General features: G+C 75.3%; 15 protein-coding genes and 1 pseudogene. 13 read left to right on the top strand and 3 right to left on the bottom strand.

What is annotated here, in order from left to right; translation table 11 throughout:
• The first annotated feature begins 163 nt into the window (after positions 1 to 163).
• The gene (locus EMA09_RS26465) at positions 164 to 1,351 is read left to right on the top strand and encodes an ROK family transcriptional regulator (RefSeq protein ID WP_129843472.1); all 1,188 of its coding nucleotides are present in this window, start codon (positions 164 to 166) and stop codon (positions 1,349 to 1,351) included.
• Here the strand turns inward: EMA09_RS26465 and EMA09_RS26460 are convergent.
• A pseudogene (locus EMA09_RS26460) lies at positions 1,323 to 1,505 on the bottom strand (2-phosphosulfolactate phosphatase); the annotation flags it as partial. The gene EMA09_RS26465 and the pseudogene EMA09_RS26460 overlap by 29 nt on opposite strands.
• A gap of 54 nt (positions 1,506 to 1,559) precedes the next feature.
• Here EMA09_RS26460 and EMA09_RS26455 point away from each other — a divergent pair.
• The 5 genes from EMA09_RS26455 to rpsN all read left to right on the top strand — a co-directional run bounded on the left by EMA09_RS26455 (position 1,560) and on the right by rpsN (position 4,799).
• Complete coding sequence (locus tag EMA09_RS26455; protein ID WP_129843471.1) at positions 1,560 to 2,540, top strand: pyridoxal-phosphate dependent enzyme; 981 nt, start codon at positions 1,560 to 1,562, stop codon at positions 2,538 to 2,540.
• A gap of 167 nt (positions 2,541 to 2,707) precedes the next feature.
• Positions 2,708 to 3,943: an epoxide hydrolase gene (locus EMA09_RS26450; protein ID WP_129843470.1), complete on the top strand. Its 1,236-nt coding sequence runs from the start codon at positions 2,708 to 2,710 to the stop codon at positions 3,941 to 3,943.
• Between the two features lie 110 nt (positions 3,944 to 4,053).
• Positions 4,054 to 4,218 (top strand): 50S ribosomal protein L32, encoded by a 165-nt coding sequence (gene rpmF, locus EMA09_RS26445; RefSeq protein ID WP_129843469.1) that lies wholly within the window; start codon positions 4,054 to 4,056, stop codon positions 4,216 to 4,218.
• A 28-nt stretch (positions 4,219 to 4,246) separates the two neighbouring features.
• Positions 4,247 to 4,483, top strand: coding sequence for a 50S ribosomal protein L28 (gene rpmB / locus EMA09_RS26440; protein WP_129843468.1), 237 nt, complete (start codon positions 4,247 to 4,249; stop codon positions 4,481 to 4,483).
• A 10-nt stretch (positions 4,484 to 4,493) separates the two neighbouring features.
• Positions 4,494 to 4,799 (top strand): 30S ribosomal protein S14, encoded by a 306-nt coding sequence (gene rpsN, locus EMA09_RS26435; protein ID WP_129843467.1) that lies wholly within the window; start codon positions 4,494 to 4,496, stop codon positions 4,797 to 4,799.
• Positions 4,800 to 4,862: 63 nt separating this feature from the next.
• On the opposite strand, the gene EMA09_RS26430 is transcribed toward rpsN, so the two are convergent.
• Positions 4,863 to 6,605 (bottom strand): ABC transporter ATP-binding protein, encoded by a 1,743-nt coding sequence (locus tag EMA09_RS26430; RefSeq protein ID WP_129843466.1) that lies wholly within the window; start codon positions 6,603 to 6,605, stop codon positions 4,863 to 4,865.
• Positions 6,605 to 8,326 (bottom strand): ABC transporter ATP-binding protein, encoded by a 1,722-nt coding sequence (locus EMA09_RS26425; RefSeq protein ID WP_168220814.1) that lies wholly within the window; start codon positions 8,324 to 8,326, stop codon positions 6,605 to 6,607. Before EMA09_RS26425 ends, EMA09_RS26430 begins: the two co-directional genes overlap by 1 nt.
• A 156-nt stretch (positions 8,327 to 8,482) precedes the next feature.
• Between EMA09_RS26425 and EMA09_RS26420 the strand changes: the two genes are divergently transcribed.
• The 7 genes from EMA09_RS26420 to EMA09_RS26390 all read left to right on the top strand — a co-directional run bounded on the left by EMA09_RS26420 (position 8,483) and on the right by EMA09_RS26390 (position 19,009).
• Positions 8,483 to 10,015, top strand: a complete 1,533-nt coding sequence (locus EMA09_RS26420; RefSeq protein WP_206306009.1) for an ABC transporter substrate-binding protein — start codon at positions 8,483 to 8,485, stop codon at positions 10,013 to 10,015.
• Positions 10,012 to 10,989: an ABC transporter permease gene (locus EMA09_RS26415; RefSeq protein ID WP_129843464.1), complete on the top strand. Its 978-nt coding sequence runs from the start codon at positions 10,012 to 10,014 to the stop codon at positions 10,987 to 10,989. The genes EMA09_RS26420 and EMA09_RS26415 overlap by 4 nt, the downstream gene beginning before the upstream one ends.
• Positions 10,986 to 11,816, top strand: coding sequence for an ABC transporter permease subunit (locus EMA09_RS26410; protein ID WP_206306008.1), 831 nt, complete (start codon positions 10,986 to 10,988; stop codon positions 11,814 to 11,816). Before EMA09_RS26415 ends, EMA09_RS26410 begins: the two co-directional genes overlap by 4 nt.
• The gene (locus tag EMA09_RS26405) at positions 11,813 to 13,294 is read left to right on the top strand and encodes an ATP-binding cassette domain-containing protein (protein WP_129843463.1); all 1,482 of its coding nucleotides are present in this window, start codon (positions 11,813 to 11,815) and stop codon (positions 13,292 to 13,294) included. The genes EMA09_RS26410 and EMA09_RS26405 overlap by 4 nt, the downstream gene beginning before the upstream one ends.
• Before the next feature lie 50 nt (positions 13,295 to 13,344).
• A complete protein-coding gene (locus EMA09_RS26400) occupies positions 13,345 to 13,923 on the top strand; it encodes a hypothetical protein (RefSeq protein WP_129843462.1) in 579 nt (192 codons plus the stop codon).
• A gap of 149 nt (positions 13,924 to 14,072) precedes the next feature.
• Entirely contained in the window at positions 14,073 to 18,590 is a 4,518-nt protein-coding gene (locus EMA09_RS26395) for an RHS repeat-associated core domain-containing protein (RefSeq protein ID WP_129843461.1), read from the top strand.
• Positions 18,587 to 19,009, top strand: coding sequence for an Imm10 family immunity protein (locus EMA09_RS26390; protein WP_168220813.1), 423 nt, complete (start codon positions 18,587 to 18,589; stop codon positions 19,007 to 19,009). The genes EMA09_RS26395 and EMA09_RS26390 overlap by 4 nt, the downstream gene beginning before the upstream one ends.

Below are 19,009 nucleotides of genomic sequence, written 5' to 3'. Positions count from 1 at the left end.
TGACTCCCCTTCTGGCTTCGGACCGAAGCCAAGTTAGGTGGAGGTGAGACGCATGTCACCAGTCGTGCCGCAACTTTTTTGGGTTTTCCGGTGTTTGTTGTGCGTCTCTGTTGGAACAAGGCTTCACGGTGGAGCTGTTCGATGCTCCCGGTAAGCTGCGCGGGTGCACGCGGTATCCAGCCCGGGCGGCGACCGGCCGACGATCGGGGTGTGGGAGGCCGTCTCCCGCCCCGCCCGCCCCGTCATCAGGGAAGTCCTGGTCAACGGCCCCCTGACCAGGACGACGCTGGCCCGCACCCTGGGGCTCTCGACCGGCAGCCTCACCCGCCTGACGAAACCGCTGGTCGGCTCGGGGCTCCTGGTCGAGCGCGGCATCGTCCACGACCCGGTGAACGGCCGCCCCACGCGCCCGCTGGACATCGTCGCGCGCGACCACCACTTCCTCGGCGTGAAGCTGACGTCCGACCACATGCACGGCGTGATCACGGACCTGCGCGCCGAGGTCGTCGCCGAGCACAGCGAACCGCTCGGCGAACGGACGCCCGGCGCGGTCGCCCGTCAGGCCCGCGCGCTCGCGCAGCGGCTGGCCCGGACCGGCGCGCCACCGGTCGCCGCGGGGTTCACCATGGGCGGGAACCCCTCCGCCGGCGCCCGCCCCGCGCCGTCCCCGCTGTTCGACGCGCCGTACCTCGACTGGCGCCGGGTGCCCGTCGAGTCCGTGCTGAACGACGCCATCGGCATCCCCTGCGTGGTCCGCAACGACGTCTCGGCGCTCGCCCACAGCCAGCGCTGGTTCGGCGTGGCCCGCGGCCTCTCGGACTTCGCGCTGGTCACCGTCGGCGCGGGCGTCGGGTACGCCCTGTGCCTGCACGGCCGCATCGTGGAGACCACGGAGGACGACCTCGTCGAGTTCAGCCACCACGTACTCGACCCCGGCGGCCCGATGTGCCCCGCCGGGCACCGGGGCTGCGTGTCGGCGTACCTCTCGACGGCGTCGGTGCTCGCCGCCGCGTCCCACGGGCTGCGCCGCCCGGTCACCCTGGAGGAGATCGTGCGGGGGGCGCGCGAGGGCGACGCGGTGTGCGCGGGCGTCGTCCGCGAGGCCGGCTGGGCACTGGGCGCGACCGTGGCGGCCGTCGCCGGGCTCACCACCGTGCGCACGGTCGTGGTCGCGGGTGAGAGCGTGGACGTGGCCCGCGCGGGGCGGCGGGACATCGACCGGGGCATCGGTGAGCGGCGGCTGCGCGGCCACCGTTCCCTCAGCATCCCGATGCTGTCCTCCTCCTTCACCGAGTGGGCGCGCGGCGGCGCCGTCGAGGCGATCAGGGCGTTCGTCGTCGAGGGGCGCTGACCGGCGCGGGGTCCCCGCCGTGTGCCCCGAGCACCATGGGCGAGTCCTCGGGGGCCGCCACCATGGCGGAGGGGAACCGGTCGAGTTGGAGGCAGAGCGCGACGTCCTCGGGGTGCGCTCCCCGGCGCACGCCCGCCCGCGGCTCGGCCGCCGCCGGGGGCACAACGCACGGCGCTGCGGGTCGCGTTGGGCGCTACGCTGCCGTGCCATGCAGCAGACGCGCCTCGACACCGACCGGATCCGCGCGGCCCGCCGGCTGATCGACCCGGTGTTCCTCGACACGCCGCTGTACCGCTGCGAGGCCCTGGAGCCGGAACTCGGCTGCGCGGTGAGCGTCAAGCTGGAGACGGCCAACCCCGTCCGCAGTTTCAAGGGACGCGGCACCGAGGTGGTCACGAGCCTGCTGCCCGGGGACGGTCCCCGGGCGGTGGTGTGCGCCAGCGCGGGCAACCTCGGCCAGGCCCTCGCCTGGTCCGGGCGCGGACGCGGGATCGAGGTCACCGTCGTGGCGTCCCGCTCCGCGACGGCGGCCAAGCTGGAGCGCATCCGCGCGCTGGGCGCCCGGCTCGACCTGGTGGACGGCGACCACGAGGCGGCCCGCGAGCGGGCGGCGGCCATCGCGCGCCGCGACGGCGTCCGGCTCGTCGAGGACAGCCTCGACATCGAGACGTGCGAGGGCGCCGCCACCATCGGCCTGGAACTGGCGGAGTCCGCCGCCCCGTTCGACACCGTCCTGATCGCCCTCGGCGGCGGGGCGCTGGCCACCGGAGTGGGACACGTGCTGAAGTCCCTCGCGCCGGAGGTCGACGTGGTGTGCGTCCAGCCGCTCGGCGCGCCGGCGATGACCCTCTCGTGGCGCGGGCGGCGCGTCGTGACGACGGGTCCGACGGACACCATCGCCGACGGCGTCGCCGGCCGGTGTCCGATCCCGGCCGTCCTGGACGACCTGCTCCTGGTCGCCGACGACGCCGTGCTCGTGCGGGAGGCGTCGATCGTCGCCGGCATGCGGCTGCTCCTCGACCACGCGGGGCTCGTCGTGGAGCCGTCGGCCGCGCTCGGCGTCGCCGCGGTGCTGGAGGACCGTGAGCGCTTCGCCGGCCGGCACGTCGTCACCGTCGTGTGCGGCGGCAACGTGGACATGGACGCCCATCGCCGCTGGACCGGCGCGGCTGCCGGCCACGGGTCCTGATCCCCCCTCATCCCCGCCGCCGCGCACCACCGAAACCGCCCCTGCATATGCTGGCCCCGACTCGTGGCCGCCGGGAGTGCGGTCGGGGACGCGTCCGTGTTCCGTGCCGGGCTCCGCTGCCGGCGCCACACCGACGATGCCGTCCCCTGCACGTGAGGAACCACGCGATGACCGCTCCGCACGCCTTCCCCCTGGAGCCCACCCCGATCCACGTGGCCGACGAGGTGCTCGACGACCTGCGCGCCCGGCTCGCGCTGACCCGTCCGCCGCTGGACGAGGGGAACGAGGACTGGTCCTACGGCGTCCCCGCCGACTACCTGCGCGAGCTGGTCGCCCACTGGCGGGACGGCTACGACTGGCGCAGGGCCGAGGCCGCCATCAACGCCCACGAGCACTACCGGGTGGACGTCGCCGGCGTGCCGGTGCACTTCATGCGCGAACCGGGCCGCGGCCCCCGTCCGATCCCGCTGATCCTCACCCACGGCTGGCCGTGGACGTTCTGGCACTGGTCGAAGGTGATCGGTCCGCTCGCCGACCCGGCGGCGTTCGGCGGCGACCCGGCCGACGCGTTCGACGTCATCGTGCCGTCCCTGCCGGGTTTCGGCTTCCCCGGCCCGCTCACCGGCTTCCCCGACGTCAACTTCTGGAAGGTCGCGGACCTCTGGCACACCCTGATGACCGAGACCCTCGGGTACGCGAAGTACGCCGCCGGGGGCTGCGACATCGGCGGGATCGTCTCCAGCCAGCTCGGCCACAAGTACGCCGACGAGCTGTACGGCATCCACATCGGCTCCGGGCTGCCGCTCGACTTCTTCAACGGCCCCCGCGCCTGGAGCTTCGCGCGGAACCGGCCCCTCACCGACGACCAGCCCGCCGACGTCCGCGCCCGGATCGTCGAGCTGGACCGCCGTTCGGCGTCCCACCTCACCGTGCACATGCTCGACGGCGCCACCCTGGCCCACGGGCTGAGCGACTCGCCCGCCGGGCTGCTCGCCTGGCTGCTGGAGCGCTGGAACGCCTGGAGCGACAACGGCGGCGCCATCGAGTCCGTCTTCACCAGGGACGACCTGCTCACCCACGCCACGATCTACTGGGTGAACAACTCGATCGCCACGTCGATGCGCTACTACGCCAACGCCAACCGCTACCCCTGGACCCCGGCACACGACCGCACACCGGTCGTGCAGGCCCCGGTCGGCCTCACCTTCGTCGCGTACGAGAACCCGCCCGGCATCCACTCCGCCGAGGAGCGCGTCCGGGCGTTCGAGACCGGTCCGCAGGGCGCGTGGTTCAACCACGTCAACGTCAACGCCCACGATCACGGCGGGCACTTCATCCCGTGGGAGAACCCCGGCGCCTGGGTGGACGACCTGCGCCGCACCTTCCGCGACCGCAGGCCCTGATCGGCCGCACGGGGCGCGAGCGGGTTAGGATACGAAAACAGCAATCATTTTCATCAAGGGCGGGCCCGCCGGCCCGCCCGCGATGTCCCGTGTCCGATGGAGGGCGCCCCGTGGCCGTACCGAAGCGCCGCATGTCCCGCAGCAACACCCGTCACCGGCGTGCCCAGTGGAAGGCGACGCCGCCCGACCTGGTGCCGATCGTCGTCGACGGCCGGCGGCACCTCGTGCCCCGCAGCCTCGTGCGCGCCTACCAGCGCGGCCTGCTGACCCCGTAACCCGGCGACGACGACCGAAGGAAGCACCATGTCCGCCCACTGCCAGCTCACGGGCCGCGCGCCCCTGTTCGGCAACAGCATCTCCCACTCCCACCGCCGTACCCGGCGGCGGTTCGACCCCAACATCCAGTCCAAGCGCTACTGGCTGCCGAGCGAGGGCCGGCACGTCCGGCTGCGGCTGAGCGCGCAGGCCATCAAGACGGTGGACAGCATCGGCATCGAGGCCGCCGTCGCCCGCATCCGCGCCCGCGGCGAGAAGGTCTGAGGAGCGCCCCATGGCCAAGAAGAGCAAGATCGCGAAGAACGAGCAGCGGAAGGGCGTCGTCGCACGCCACGCGGCCCGGCGGGCCGAGCTGAAGCGGATCATCCGCGCCCCCGGCACCTCCCCCGAGGAGCGCGCCGCGGCGCGGCGGGAGCTGGAGCGCCAGCCGCGCGACGCGAGTGCCACGCGCGTCCGCAACCGCGACAGCGTCGACGGCCGGCCCCGCGGCTACCTGCGGACCTTCGGCCTGTCCCGGGTCAACCTCCGCACCATGGCCCATGCGGGCGAACTCCCCGGCGTGACCAAGTCGAGCTGGTGACCCGCGCGTCGTACGGCGCGGGCCCGCCGGCCGGACCCGCGTCGTACGGCGCCGCCCACAGGCTCAGCTCCGCGCCCGCCCGACGGCGGCGAACCGCCAGCCCCGGTCGCCGGCCCGGCCCTCGGTGAACTCCCGGTAGAGCCCCGGCCGTCCGGCCAGCTCGTCGTGGGTCCCCCGGTCCGCGACCCGCCCCCCGTCCAGGACGACGATCCGGTCCGCGTCCCTGACGGTGGCCAGGTGATGCGCGATGACCAGGACACTGCCGCGTCCGCGCAGCACATCGAGGGTGCGCCGCACCACGAGCGCGTTCTCCGGGTCGAGCGCCGCCGTCGCCTCGTCGAGGACGGTGAGGGGGGCGGCCTTCAGGATCGCCCGCGCGATGGCGACCCGCTGCCGCTGGCCGCCGGACAGGCGCGCCCCGCCCTCCCCGACCCGGGTGTCCAGCCCGTCCGGCAGGTCGCGTGCCATCTCGGCCACCCCGGCCAGCGCGACGGCCTCGTCGAACTCCGCGTCGCCGGCGTCGGGACGGCCGAGCCGGATGTTCGCGGCGACCGTGTCGTCGAAGAGGTGGACGTCCTGGAAGACCGGGGCGATCCGCGCGAGCACCTCGTCGGACGGTGCCTCCCGCACGTCGCGCCCGCAGACCAGCACGGCCCCCTCGTCCACGTCCCAGAACCGCGCCAGGAGCCGGGTGACGGTGGTCTTCCCCGAGCCGCTCGGTCCGACCAGCGCGGTCAGTCCCCTGCGCGGCAGGGTGAAGGAGACGTTCCGCAGCACGGGGTCGCCGCCGTAGCCGAAGACCACGTCACGGAACTCCGCCACCGGCCCGTCGCCGCTCTCCGGCGCCGCGGTCGCCGGCTCGGGGAGGGCCGGGGCGGTCAGGACGGACGCGACGCGGTCGATGGTGCCGCCCGTCGTCCGGGAGGCGGCCGCCAGCTCCGCGCCGCTCGCGCCGATGGCGACCAGCCGGGTGGTGACCACCAGCAGGCCGACGCAGGCCCCGGCCGTCAGGTCCCCGGACACGAGCAGCGCCAGGGCGAGCGACAGGCAGCAGGCGAAGGCGAGTTGCACGGCGAAGGAGAAGACGACCAGGCCCGGCACGATGGCGGTCATGGAACGGCGGGCCGCGCGGTCGGCGTGCACGAGCGCGTCGTCGAGCGCGCCCGCGTCGCTCCGGCCGAACGCGCGCAGCACCTGCTGGGCGGTGGCGAACTCCAGGACCCGGCCGGCCGCCTCGTCCAACGCGCGGTGCCGCTCGCGCTCGGCGTCCGCCACCCGGCGCCGCGCGAACCGGGTCACGGCCGCGGCGGCGCATCCGGTCAGCGCCACGGTGAGGGCGTAGCGCCCGTCCCACAGCGCGAGGCCGACGACCGTCACGGCCGGCGTGACCAGGGCCGTGACCAGCGGCCGCAGGAGGATCGCCGGATAGGACATGAGCTGCGGTATCCCCGCGGTGGCGATCTCGACCACCTGGCCGGTCCTGGCCCGGGTGAACCAGCCGAGCGGCAGGCGGGGCAGCCGGTCCCCGAGCAGCCGGTGCAGCGCCCGTGCCGTCTCGCCGCCCACGCGGAACGCCATCGCCTGGGCGCCCCACTGGACCGCCGCGTACAGCGCGCACGCCGCCGCGGCGACGGCCAGCCAGGGAAGGGCGGTGTCCGGGTCGCCGTCGAGGAGCCGCTGGAACACCGGGACGGCGAGGACCAGTACGGCGCCCTGGAGCGCGGCGGCGAGCGCGAGGAGCGCGGTGAGCCGGCGCAGGCGGGCCGCGTCCCGGTCCTCCAGGAGGGCGGTCAGGTCCTTGAGCATCAGCGCGTTCCTTCCATCTCGTGCTGGGCGGCCCACGAGGCCGCGTACCGGCCGCCCAGGGCGAGCAGTTCGTGGTGGGTCCCCCGCTCGGCGACCGCGCCGCCGTCGAGGACGAGGATCAGGTCGGCCCCGGTGACCGTGTCGAGGCGGTGGGCGATCAGCAGAACGGTCCGCCCGCGGGCCAGTTCGCCGAGCGCCTCCTGGAGGGCCGCCTCGGTCCCGGGATCGGCGGCGGCGGTGGCCTCGTCGAGCACCACGACCGGGGTGTCCCGCAGCAGGGCGCGGGCGATGGAGAGGCGCTGCGCCTCGCCGCCGGACAGCTCGACGCCCTCGCCGACGACGGTGTCGTAGCCGTCGGGGAGCCGGGTGATCCGGTCGTGGATGCGCGCGGCGCGCGCGGCCGCCTCCACGGCCTCGCGGGGGTACGCGCGCCCGCCCGTGAGGTTGTCGAGGACGCTGCCGCGCAGGAGGACGACGTCCTGGAAGACGAAGGAGACCGTCTCGTACAGAGTCTCCTGCGTCAGGTCGCGCAGGTCCGCGCCGCCGACGCGTATGCGGCCGGACCGCGGGTCGTCGAACCGGGCCAGCAGGCCCGCGAAGGTCGACTTGCCGGCGCCGGAGGGACCGACCAGGGCGGTGAAGCCACCGGCCGGGAGCGTGACGTCGACACCGGTCAGCACGGGCGTGCCGTCGAAGTCGAAGGACACGTCCTCGTAGCGGACTTCCGCGCCCTGCGGCACGGTCGACCCGTCGCCCCAGCGCAGGACCGGCTCGTCGAGCAGCGCGGTGATGCCGCGTGCCGCCGACAGGCCGGTGCGCAGCGCCTGGAGCCGGGGGCCGAGGACGGCGACCGGCGCCGAGACGGCGGGACCGACCAGGGCGAGGGCGACCACCGCCTCGGCGCTCGCCCAGCCGGCGACCGCCGCCCAGGTGCCGAGCGCCGCGAACAGGGTGAGGGTGACGCCGGGCGCCACCACGAGCCACGAGGCGGTGGTCACGCCGGTGGTCGCCGAGGACCAGGCGCGGAAGAAGTCGTGGAACGCGGTCGTCGCCCGGTGGAACGCGCCGGTCGCCCGCCCGGTGAGGCCGAACGTCTTCACCTCGGCGACCCCGCGCACATGGTCGGCCGCCGCCGCGTTGATGGCCGCCTGGGCCGCCCCGTACTCCGCGAACCTGGCGGACGCGCCCGCCATGGCGCGGGCGTACAGCAGCGCCCCGGCCAGCAGGGGGATGAGCGCCGCCGCGGCGACGCGTGGGTCGAGGAACGCCAGATACGCGAGGCCGAGCACCGGGGTGGCGACGACTGCGGTGATGTCGGTGAGGGTGTGCGCGACGAGTTGGTGCAGTCCGTGGACGTCGTCGTGGACGGTCTTCTTGACGGTGCCCCCGCCGCGGCCCGTGAGTCGGCGCAGTGGCAGGCCGGCGAACCGTTCCACCAGGCGGCGCTGGAGGCCGAGCCGGAGGCCGGCGTCGGCCACGTGCGCCAGCCAGGCGGCCAGGCCGGCCAGCAGGGCGCCGGCGACGGCGGCCAGGAAGGCCGTGGCGATCAGTCCCGCGTCGGTCGCGGAGGGCCGGTCGCCCGCCAGCCAGCCCGCGGCGGTGCGGGCGACGGCCACGAGTGCGGCGAGGGACGCGGCCGACGCGGCGGCCTGCGCCGCGACCGCGGCGATGAGCCGGAGCCGTTGCGGGCGCAGGAGGGGGAGGACGGGGGGTGCGGGCACGTGGGCTGTTCCCTTCGGTGGGTGGCTGCACGGCGGTAGCCGGCGCACGCATGCGTACTATACGGAAGTCATAATCATTTTCATCTAGCATGACGTTTCCCCGCCGGGCAGAGCCCCCGCCCCGCCCGTCCCGCACAGTCACCCGAGGAACACCCCGTGACCACCTTGAAACGCCGCTCCTTCCTGGGCCTCGGCGCCCTCACCACCGCCGGGCTGACCGGACTGCTGGCCGCCTGCTCGACGTCCGGCGACGAGGGCGGCGACGGAGCCGCCGCCGGCCGCCGCGTCCTGCGCGCCGCGTTCGCCGGCGGCGGATCGAGCGAGACGCTCACCTACCTGCTGGGACCGACCGCCCTGGACTTCGTCCGCGCCCGCCTCGTCCACGGAGCCCTGGGCGCGATCGACGCGTCGCAGCCCGACGGGGTCACCTACGGCGTGCTGGAGTCGATCGACGTCAGCGACGACCTGGCCACCTACACACTGCGGGTGCGCGACGGCGTCACCTTCACCGACGGGTCGCCCCTGACCGCCGCCGACGTGCTGCACTCGCTGCGCCTGCCCGACCTGCTGGAGGGCCTGCCGTTCACCCGGCTCGTGGGCCGCGCCTTCGACCTCGCGGCCGCCGAGGCGGCCGACGACCGCACCGTTTCGCTGCCCGCGCTGACGCCCATCGCCGACGGCCGGCTGCTGCTGTGCCAGAGCATGCTGGCCGTCAAGGACGGCACGACCGACTTCACACAGGACATGCCCTCGTGCGGCCCGTTCACCGTGGCGGCGTTCGAGCCCGGTCAGCAGACCGTCCTGCACCGCAACCCCGACTGGTTCGGCGCGGCCATCGGCGACGAGGTGACGCTGGACGAGATACGGCTCCTGTCCGTCGCGGACGCGGAGGCCCGGGTCAACGCGCTCCGGGGCGGCCAGGCCGACTTCGTCAGCGGCGTCTCACCGGCCACCGCGCGCACCCTGGACGGCGAGGACGGCATCGGCGTCACCGCGGGCGAGCCCCCGTACGTGGCGAACCTCAGGTTCACGATGAACCTCGCGCACGCCCCGTTCCAGGACGAACGGGTGCGCCGCGCCTTCCGGCTGGCCATCGACCGGCAGGCCATCGTGGACAGCGTCTACTTCGGCCGCGCGCACCTCGGCAACGACGTGCCGGCGCTGGGCTTCCCCACCTACGACGGCGGGCTGGAGCAGCGGACCTTCGACCCCGACACGGCCGCCGCCCTGCTGGCGGAGGCGGGACACGCGGGGATGGCGGTCGAGCTGACCGCCGGTCCCGAACTCACCGGCATGGTCGAGACGGCCACCCTCGTCGTCGAGAACCTGAGGGCCATCGGCGTCGACGCCCGGCTGAACGAGCTGCCGGCCGGCCAGCTCTTCGCCGACTACGCCGCGTACTCGCAACTGCCGTTCGCCGCCGGGTACAACCCGCCGGCCCCGTTCGAGCCCAACCACACCCCGGGCACGTTCCCGGACATCGACGAACTGGTCGTCACCGCCCGCAGCGCCCGCACGGAACAGGAGCGCCTCGACGCCTCGCACCAGGCGCAGCGCCTGCTGTGGGAGAAGGGCAACGACATCATCCCGGTGTTCGTGCCCACGGTCGACGCGCGGCTGGATCGCGTGAGCGGCGTGCGGCAGTCCCAGTTCCCCGACCTCTCGGTCGCCGAGATCGCCTCCGCGTGAGCCCGCGCGACGCGGCCGCCCGCTGCCTGGGGGCGGCGGCCACCCTGCTGGTGCTGTCGGCGGTCCTCTTCATCGCCACGGACCTGCTGCCGGGCGACGCCGCCGGCGTGGCGGCGGGGGCCGACGCGACGGACCGGGAGCGCGCGGGCATCCGCGAGCGCCTCGGCCTCGACCGACCGCTGCCCGCCCGGTACCTGGCCTGGCTCGGCCGGGCACTGCGCGGCGACCTCGGCACGTCGGCGGCGGGCGGGCGGCCCGTCGCCGGCGTGGTGGCCGACCGGTTCGGGAACTCGGTGCTCCTCGTGGTGATCGCCGTGGCGGTCATCGCCGTGCTGGCCACGGTGCTCGGCCTGACCGCCGGGCTGCGGGCCGGCCGGCCCGTGGACCGCCTGCTGTCCTCGGCAACGGTGACCCTGGTGGCGCTGCCGGAGTTCCTCCTGGCGACAGCGCTGCTCGTGCTGTTCGCCCAGCACTGGCGGCTCTTCCCGGCCGTGTCGCTGCTCGCGCCGGGTGAGTCCCCGCTCGACCGCCCGGAGCTGCTGGTGCTGCCCGTGGCGAGCCTGGTCCTCGGCGGCGTCGGAACGGCGACCCGCCTGCTCAGGGCCGCCGCGGTGACCGTGTGCGAGGGTCCCGCGGTCGAACAGGCGCGCCTCGACGGGGTGCGGGGCCTCCCGCTGGCGCTGGCGTACGTCCTGCCCGCCGCCTCGGGACCCGCCGTACAGGGTCTCGCCGTCCTCGCCTCGGGGCTGCTCGGCGGCGGCGTGGTGGTGGAGTCCCTGTTCAACTACCCGGGGATCGGCAGCGAACTGGCGCGTGCGGTGGCCTACCGGGACACCGCCATGGTGCAGGGGATCGGGCTGACGCTGGCGGCCTCGGTCCTCGCGGTGCTGCTGGCCGGCGACCTGCTGTCCCGGCTGCTCGACGTGCGGACGCGCCCCGCCGCCCGGCGCCGCGCGGCGGGAGGTGCGCGGTGATCCGCCGGGTGCTGCGCCGCGGCGCCCTCGCGGTACTGCTGCTGATCGTGGCAGCCGCCCTGGCCGGTCCGTGGCTGCCGCTGCCCTCCCCCACCGGGCAGACCGGCATGCCCTACGAGCCGCCGGGCCGGGGCGGGTTGCTCGGCACCGACTTCCTCGGGCGCGACGCACTGGCCAGGACGGCCCACGGCGGACGGACACTGCTCCTCCAGGCCCTCGCCGCCACCGCGCTGGGCAGCCTGGTCGGTCTCGCCGTCGGGACGCTCGCAGGACTGTCGCGGCGCGGCCCCGGCACCGTACTGCTGCGGCTGGTCGACGGCCTGGCCGCGCTGCCGCCGCTGCTGGTGATGCTGCTGGTGGCCGCCGGGCGTCCGGGCAGCGCGACGGCGGTGCTGGTGGCCGTGACGGCGGTGAGCCTGCCGTTCTCGGTGCGCGTCATCGGCGGCGCCACCGCGCGGCTCGCGGACCTGCCGTACGTCCGTACGGCGCTCGCGCGGGGCGACGGCGTCCTGCGTGTCATCCGGTACGACATCCTGCCCAACATCGCCCGCGAGGCGTGGGCCGAGGCCGGCATCCGCTTCATCGCCGCCACCCAACTCGTGGCGACCGCGGGCTTCCTCGGCCTGGGCGCCGCCGCCCCGGCGGCCAACTGGGGCCGCCTCGTGCGGGAGAACATCCCCGGGGCGTCGGACAATCCCTGGCCGGTCGTCGTCCCGGCGGCCCTGCTGGCCGTCCTCGCGCTGGGGACGACGCTGGCCGTCGACCGGCTGACGGCCCCGGGGAAGCCGGCCGTCCGTCCCCCGCAGCGAAGGAGCGTCGCGCGATGAACCCCGCACCCCCCGGCCCCGCGCATCCGAACCCGGTGGAGGTCACGGCGCTGTCCCTGTCCGCCGCGGGCCGGTCCGTGCTCGCCGGCTGCTCCCTGGCGGTGCGGCCGGGCGAGACCGTCGGGCTGGCCGGCAGGTCGGGCTCGGGCAAGACGGCGCTCGCGCACGCCCTGCTCGGCTGGACGCGGCCGGGCATCGTCCGCACCGGCGGCACCGTCCTGGTCGACGGGCTCGACCCGTTCGAGCCCGCGGCGGCACGGCGCCTGCGCGGCCGGACCGTCACCTACCTCCCGCAGGACTGCGCCGCCGCCCTGCCCGCCCAGCACCGCGTCGGCCGGATCCTGGACCGGGCGGCGCGGCGGGCCGGCGTGCCCCGCGGCGATCGCGCCGGACACGTGGCGGCCACCCTGGAGCGGATGCGTCTGCCGCCCGCCCTGGCCCGTTCCTTCCCCCACGAGCTGTCCGGCGGCCAGGCCCGGCGCGTGGCCCTGGCCGCCGCCCTGGCCGCCGGCAGCCGGCTGCTGGTCCTCGACGAGCCGACCGCCGGCCTCGATCCGGCTCTCGTGACGGACATGCTCGCCCTCCTGCGTCCGGCCGCCGGCACCGCCCTGCTGATGATCAGTCACGACCCGGAGGTCATCGACCGTCTGGCGGACCGCAGGCTGCTCCTGACGGACGGGCGGCTCGCCGAGGCCGGCACCGGCCGGGACGCTCCCCCGCCGCCCGCCGTACCCGCCCCGGCCGTGCCGGTCCGGCACGCCCACGGCTCCCGAGTCCTCGCCGTCGAGGCGGTCTCGGGCGGTCATCAGGGCGCCAGGGTCCTGCGGGACCTCTCGCTCGGGCTGGCCGAGGGCGAGTGCGTCGCCGTGACGGGGCCCTCCGGGACCGGCAAGAGCACCCTCGCGCGCATGCTGGCCGGCACCCTTGTCCCGGACACCGGCCGGCTCCTGCTCGGCGGAACGCCCCACCCGTGGGCCGCGCGCCTGCGGTCACGGCGTGGCCGGCTCGCCGTCGCGCACGTGGAACAGGACGCCCGCGCGGCGCTCAACCCGGCCGAACCGCTGGGTGCCGCGCTGGAACGGGCGCGCCTGACCGCGCAGCGTGCCGGGCTGCGCCCGCCGTCCGTCGCCGGACTGCTGGCCTCGGTGTCGGTGCGCCCGGGGCACGCGGAGCGCCGCCCCGGCGAACTCAGCGGCGGCGAGCGCCAGCGCGCCAACCTGGCGAGGGCGCTCGCGGCGTGCCCGCGGGTGCTGGTGTGCGACGAGGTGACGTCGGCCCTCGACCGTGCCACGGAACGGGACATCCTGGCCACGCTGCTGCGGCTGCGGGCCGAGCACGGCCTGGCGGTCGTGCTGATCACCCACAGTCGTGAGGTGTCCGCCGCGGCCGACCGGCGGCTCGTCCTCGCGGACGGGGTGCTCGTCCCCGCGCAGCCGGAGGGCTACGGGCTTCCCCTCTCCCGTCCGGCCGGTGGATGATGCCCGTGGGCGGCCCGACCGCCGCCCGTCGGACCGACCGAGGGGGCAGCGTGCCGGGCGCCGGGGGCAGGTCCACCGCCGACTCCGGCGACGGCTCCCGGAGCGGCGCCGCTCCGGTCGTCATGGGCTGCCTCCTGCCGCTGCTCGCCGTGCTCGTCGGCGCGGTGAGCCTCGCCGTCCACTACGCGGTCAGGGAGCCGGTCTCCCCGTACCGCGTGGAGTTCTCCGACCCCGGGACGGAGTGCCGTGACGGCGGGTCGGACGAGGACGCGGCGCTGACGATCGACCGGGAGACGGGCGAGGTGCTGTACTGCAGCGTCCTGCCCCCGGTCGGCCCCGGCCCCGGCCGGGCGCGCGCCGTCGGGGCGTTCTCCGCCGAGGAGGTCGCCCGGGTCACGGAGCTGACGCGGTCGCTCGCCACCGGCGGCGGGCTCGGTGCGGAGGACCGGCGCGCCGTGGAGCGGCTGGCCGGGGAGATCGGCCGGGAACACGGCTTCGAGCGGACCTCGCGGACCACGCTGGAGCGCGTGACCTGGAGCGTCGGCCTGTACGGCCTCATCGGCGGGTTCGCCGTGCTGATCGCCTTCGGCGTCCTCGCGCATCACCTGGAGCGGCAGCCCGGGCACTGAACCGCCGTCGGCGGCACCTCACGGCACTCTGCGGCAGGGGCCGCCCCACCGCGCAGACCCACTCGAACGGCAGTGCCGCGAGTCCCTCGAACACGGCGGGTAGCGATCCGATCACAGGGCAGCATCTCCCGGCGTGGAGGTGATCGACGATGTCCCGTCCGTCCGACTGGAGCCCGCTGGGCATGGACTCGGACCCGACGCCGGGCGACCCGAACGGCGTCCGGGACCTGGCCGACGAACTCCAGGCGTTCGCCGACGACGTGGGCGAGGCGCTGGGGAAGATCCGGGGCATGGCCGGGGACCGGGCCGTCCAGGAGTGGGCGGGCCTGTCGGCCGAGACGTTCCGCGCCGAGTTCGACGGCGTGCCGGAGAACCTGACGAAGCTCCAGACGTCCTACGACCTGTGCGCGCGGGCGCTCCAGGGCTACTGGCCGAAGCTGGAGACGGCGCAGGGGCAGGCCGACCGGGCGCTGGAGAGGGCGATCGCCGCGCAGGCCGACCTCACGTCCGCGCGGGGCGAGCTGGGCTCCGCCGAGGACTGGGTCGCGAGGGCCGGCGCGGAGGCCGACCGGCTCCGGGCCGGGGGCGGCCGGGAGGACGCGCTGGCGCCGGACGAGGACGCGGTGCGGGCGGCCGTCCGCGACGGGCAGGCGGCCGAGGAGGCGCGCGGCGCCGCGCAGAGCCGGGTGGACGACGCGGAGTCCAGGCTGTCGGCCGCCCGCGCCCTCGCCGAACAGGCGCGGGAGATGCGGGATGAGGCCGCCCGCACGGCGGCCCGCGACATCGACGAGGCGTCCGACGCCGGCATCCGGAACCGGAGCTGGTGGGAGAAGCTGATCCACTGGTTCACGGAGGCGTGGGACACCATCGTGGCCGTCTGCAAGGTGATCGTCGCCGTCCTCGGTGTCGTGGCGCTGATCATCGGCGGTCCGATCGCGTGGGTCGTCCTCGGCGCCGCCCTCGTCGTCCTCGCCGACTCACTGATCAAGTTCTCCCAGGGCAGGGGTTCCCTGCTCGACGTCGCCTTCGCCGCCCTCGACTGCATCCCCGGGATGCGCGGCCTCACCACACTCGGCGGCCTGGCACGCGGCATCAAGGGCGGGCTCGGCGCCGCCCGCACCGGCCTGCGCGGCATCACCGCCGGCGCACGCGGCGCCGGACGACGCGTCCGCGGGCTCGGGCGCCCCGTCCGTGAACTCCCCTGCCGCGGCGACCCGGTCGACATGGCGAGCGGCGCCGTGGTCATGTCCGCCACCGACGTCGACCTCCCGGGCGTCCTCCCCCTCGTCATCGAACGGCACCACCGCTCGACGGTCCGCACCGGCCGCTGCTTCGGCCCATCATGGGCCTCGACCCTGGACCAGCGCCTCGTCCTCGACGACGAGGGCGTACGGCTGTGCGCCGACGACGGCATGGTCCTGTACTACCCGCGCCCCCTCCCGGACGCCCCCGTGCTCCCGGTCGAGGGACCCCGCTGGGCGCTGTCCTGGGACGGCACGCCGGGCACCGGGCTGCGCGTCACCCGGCCGGACACGGGCCGCACCCTGCACTTCGCCCACGTCCCCGGCCGGCGCGGCGGCGAACTGCCCGTCACCGCGCTCACCGACCGCAACGACAACGCCATCCGGTTCCTGTACGACGCGGCCGGGTCGCCGAGCCGTGTCGTCCATGACGGGGGCTACGAGATCGGCGTGACGACGGCCGGCGGCCGCGTCACCGAACTGCGCCTCCTCAGCGACCCGCGGCAGCCCGTGCTCCTGTCCTACGGGTACGACGCGCGCGGCGACCTGACGGAGATCCGCAACTCCTCCGGCCTCCCGCTCCGCCTCGACTACGACGGCGGGCACCGCATCACGGGCTGGGAGGACCGCAGGGGCACCCGGTACCGCTACACGTACGACGACCGGGGACGGTGCGTCGCGACCGAGGGCGCGGGCGGCGTGCTCAGCAGCACCATCGCCTACGAGGACCGCGCGCGGCGCACCCGGTTCACCGACTCGCTCGGCCACACGACGGTCCTGACGTTCAACGACTGCTTCCAACCGGTCGAGGAGACCGATCCGCTCGGGAACCGGACGCTCCGCTCGTGGGACCGCCACGACAACCTCCTCTCCCTCACCGACCCCCTCGGCCGCACCACCGTCCACCGCTACGACGAGGCCGGCAACCGCACCGCCGAGGAACGGCCGGACGGCACCCGCCTGCTCGCCGCCCACGACGCCCGTGGCCTGCTCACCTCCTTCACCGCCGCGGACGGCGCCCGGTGGCTGCACACGTACGACGACGCCGGGAACCTCACGTCCACGACCGACCCGATGGGCGGGGTCAGCCGGTTCGCGTACGACGCGCGCGGCGCCATGACGGCCGCCACCGACGCCCTGGGCCACACCAGGGAGTTCGAGCCCGACGCCAGGGGACTGCCCACGGCGGTGCGCGAACTGGGCGGCGGTGTCACCCGCTACGCCCACACGCCGACGGGCCGCGTGGCGTCCATCACGGAGCCGGGCGGCGCGACGACGCTGATCGAGTGGGACCTCGAAGGGCACCCGCTCCGCCGGGTCCACCCGGACGGCGCCGAGGAGCGCTGGGAGTGGGACGCGGAGGGCACGCCCGTGCGGCACACCGATCCGGCGGGCGGCGAGACGCGCGTCGAGGTGGGTCCCTTCGACGTGCCGGTGGCCCTCACCGACCCGTCGGGCGAGCGCACCACGTACACGTTCGACACGGAGCTGCGTCTCACCGCCGTGCGAAACGGGCGGGGCCTCACCTGGGAGTACGTCCACGATCCGCTCGGCCGCACGCTGCGGGAGACGGACTTCACCGGCCGGACGACCGAGTTCGCCTACGACCCGGCGGGCCGGCTCGCCGCCCGCCGCAACGGGGCGGGACAGGAGGTCGTGTACGCCTACGACCTCCTCGGCCACCTCGTCCGGCAGACGGCCGACGACGGCGAGGTCACCTCGTACACCTACGACGCCGCCGAACGCATGACCGAGGCCAGTAACCGGCACGCCCGCCTCACCCTCGCCCACGACGCGCTGGGGCGCATCACGGCGGAGTCTGTCAACGGGCGGACGATGCGCTACTGGTACGACGCGCTCGGCCGCCGCGTGTCGCGCGGCACGCCCGGGGGCGTCGGCAGCGTCCTGCGGTACGACGGCGCCGGCCGGCCCGTCGCCGTCACCGTCGGCGGGCACGCGCTGCGCGTCGAGCACGACACGGCGGGCCGGGAGACCGCGCTGACGCTCGGCGCCGCCCGCCTGCGGCAGGAGTGGGACGCGCGGCACCGGCTGGTCGCGCAGGACGTGCTGGCCCCCGCCGGCACGGTGCAGCGCCGCACGTTCTCCTACCGGCCGGACGGACACATCGGCACGGTGGACGATCTGCTGGCGGGCGGCGCGAGCCGTTACACGCTGGACGGCACCGGGCGGCCCACCCGCGTCCGCACCCCGCGCGGCGACGAGGCGTACGCGTACGACGGCGGCGGCGACCTCCTCCACGGCTCGTGGCCGGCCGCCGCCGGCGGCGGGGACGGGCGCGGCCGGCGCGCGTACGGCGGCGGGCTGCTGCGGCGCGCGGGCACCCTGCGCTTCGAGTACGACGGTCAGGGCCGCGTCGTCCGGCGGCTGCGGAAGCTGCTGTCGGGCGGCACGCGCGAGTGGCGTTTCACCTGGGACGCGGACGACCGCATGACCGGCGCCGTCACCCCGGACGGCCACCACTGGACGTACCACTACGACCCGCTCGGCCGCCGGATCGCCAAGCAGCGCGTCGCCCCGGACGGCACGCCTGACCCGTCGGGGCGCACGGAGTTCGCGTGGGACGGCACGCATCTGGCCGAGCAGACGACGTACGGGGGCGGCGGGCGCAGGACGCTCACCTGGGACTGGGACGTGGCGACGCGGCGCCCGTACTGCCAGCACGAGCGGTGGGTGCCCGACGGGGAGGGCGACGACCGGGCGACCGTGGACGAGCGGTTCTTCGCCATCGTGCTCGGTCCCTCCATGGCGCCGGCGGAACTGGTCGACGCCGAAGGCCGCGTCGCGTGGCGCGCGGAGCACAGCGTCTGGGGCGTGCCGACGGCGGTCCACGACGACGCCGGCACCGACTGCCCGCTGCGCTTTCCCGGGCAGTACTTCGACGCCGAGACGTCGCTGCACTACAACGTCCTGCGCTACTACGACCCCGAGGCGGCGCGCTACCAGTCCCCCGATCCGCTGGGCCTGGTCACGCCCAACCACTACGCGTACGTGCGGAATCCGCTGACCTGGTCCGATCCGCTGGGGCTCACGCCCTGCACCCACTACGCCTCCGTGCGCATCCATGGCCCCGACGGGCGGGTGCGCGTGGCGTTCTCGGTGCGCAGCGGCGACCAGACCCCGGAGGAACTCGCCCTCGGGTTCCCGAACGGGTCGCTGGCCAGCCACACGGAGAACCGGGTCGCCCGCATGATCGGCGGTTCACCGACCGTCCCCATCGTGAACGACTCGTATGCCAACCTGATCCCCGCCGGCCCCGGTGACACGGTCATCATCGTGGGGACCCGGCAGCCGTGCCCCCAGTGCAGGGGCGCGATGAACCGTGCCACGCGGGAGACCGGGGCGCTGTTCGGCTATATCTGGGGCCACGGCCCGAACAACTACCACTGGTGGCAGACACAAGCATGACGCAGGAGACCGACTGGGACGTCCGGCTCACGGACGTCCGCGAGAACACGGCCGACGGGTGCTTCACCGTCGGGCTGTCCGAGGACGAGCAGGGCGCGGCGCGCCACCTGATCCTCCAGTGCTCCCTCCAGCCGCCCGACGAGCAGGACGTGCGCCTCGGGATGGACACGTACTGCACGATCACCGAGGAGGGCGCCACGGCGTACGGCGGCGTGGCGGGGGCGACGCTGCGGGACTCCGTGCTCAGGCTGCGCTTCACCCCCGCCACGGCGGACGAACTCGAACTGACAGAGCCGTCGTTGTCGCTGCGCCTCAGGGTCCCCGGGGAACGGATCACTGAACTGGGCCGGGCTCTGCGGCGGGTACTGACCTACGGAACCCCGGACCACCGCCCCGCCGTGCTCGACCTGGAGGTGTGA

It is taken from the genome of Streptomyces sp. RFCAC02, assembly GCF_004193175.1.
GTDB lineage: Bacteria > Actinomycetota > Actinomycetes > Streptomycetales > Streptomycetaceae > Streptomyces.
This window is presented reverse-complemented; position numbering and strand designations above follow the sequence as displayed.

Excerpts from the sequence above, each read along its gene's own strand:
- EMA09_RS26390 (WP_168220813.1), top strand. The coding sequence starts at position 18,587 with ATGACGCAGGAGACCGACTGGGACGTCCGGCTCACGGACGTCCGCGAG.
- rpmB (WP_129843468.1), top strand. The coding sequence starts at position 4,247 with ATGTCCGCCCACTGCCAGCTCACGGGCCGCGCGCCCCTGTTCGGCAAC.
- EMA09_RS26430 (WP_129843466.1), bottom strand. The coding sequence starts at position 6,605 with ATGCTCAAGGACCTGACCGCCCTCCTGGAGGACCGGGACGCGGCCCGC.
- rpsN (WP_129843467.1), top strand. The coding sequence starts at position 4,494 with ATGGCCAAGAAGAGCAAGATCGCGAAGAACGAGCAGCGGAAGGGCGTC.
- EMA09_RS26450 (WP_129843470.1), top strand. The coding sequence starts at position 2,708 with ATGACCGCTCCGCACGCCTTCCCCCTGGAGCCCACCCCGATCCACGTG.
- EMA09_RS26395 (WP_129843461.1), top strand. The coding sequence starts at position 14,073 with ATGTCCCGTCCGTCCGACTGGAGCCCGCTGGGCATGGACTCGGACCCG.
- EMA09_RS26455 (WP_129843471.1), top strand. The coding sequence starts at position 1,560 with ATGCAGCAGACGCGCCTCGACACCGACCGGATCCGCGCGGCCCGCCGG.
- EMA09_RS26405 (WP_129843463.1), top strand. The coding sequence starts at position 11,813 with ATGAACCCCGCACCCCCCGGCCCCGCGCATCCGAACCCGGTGGAGGTC.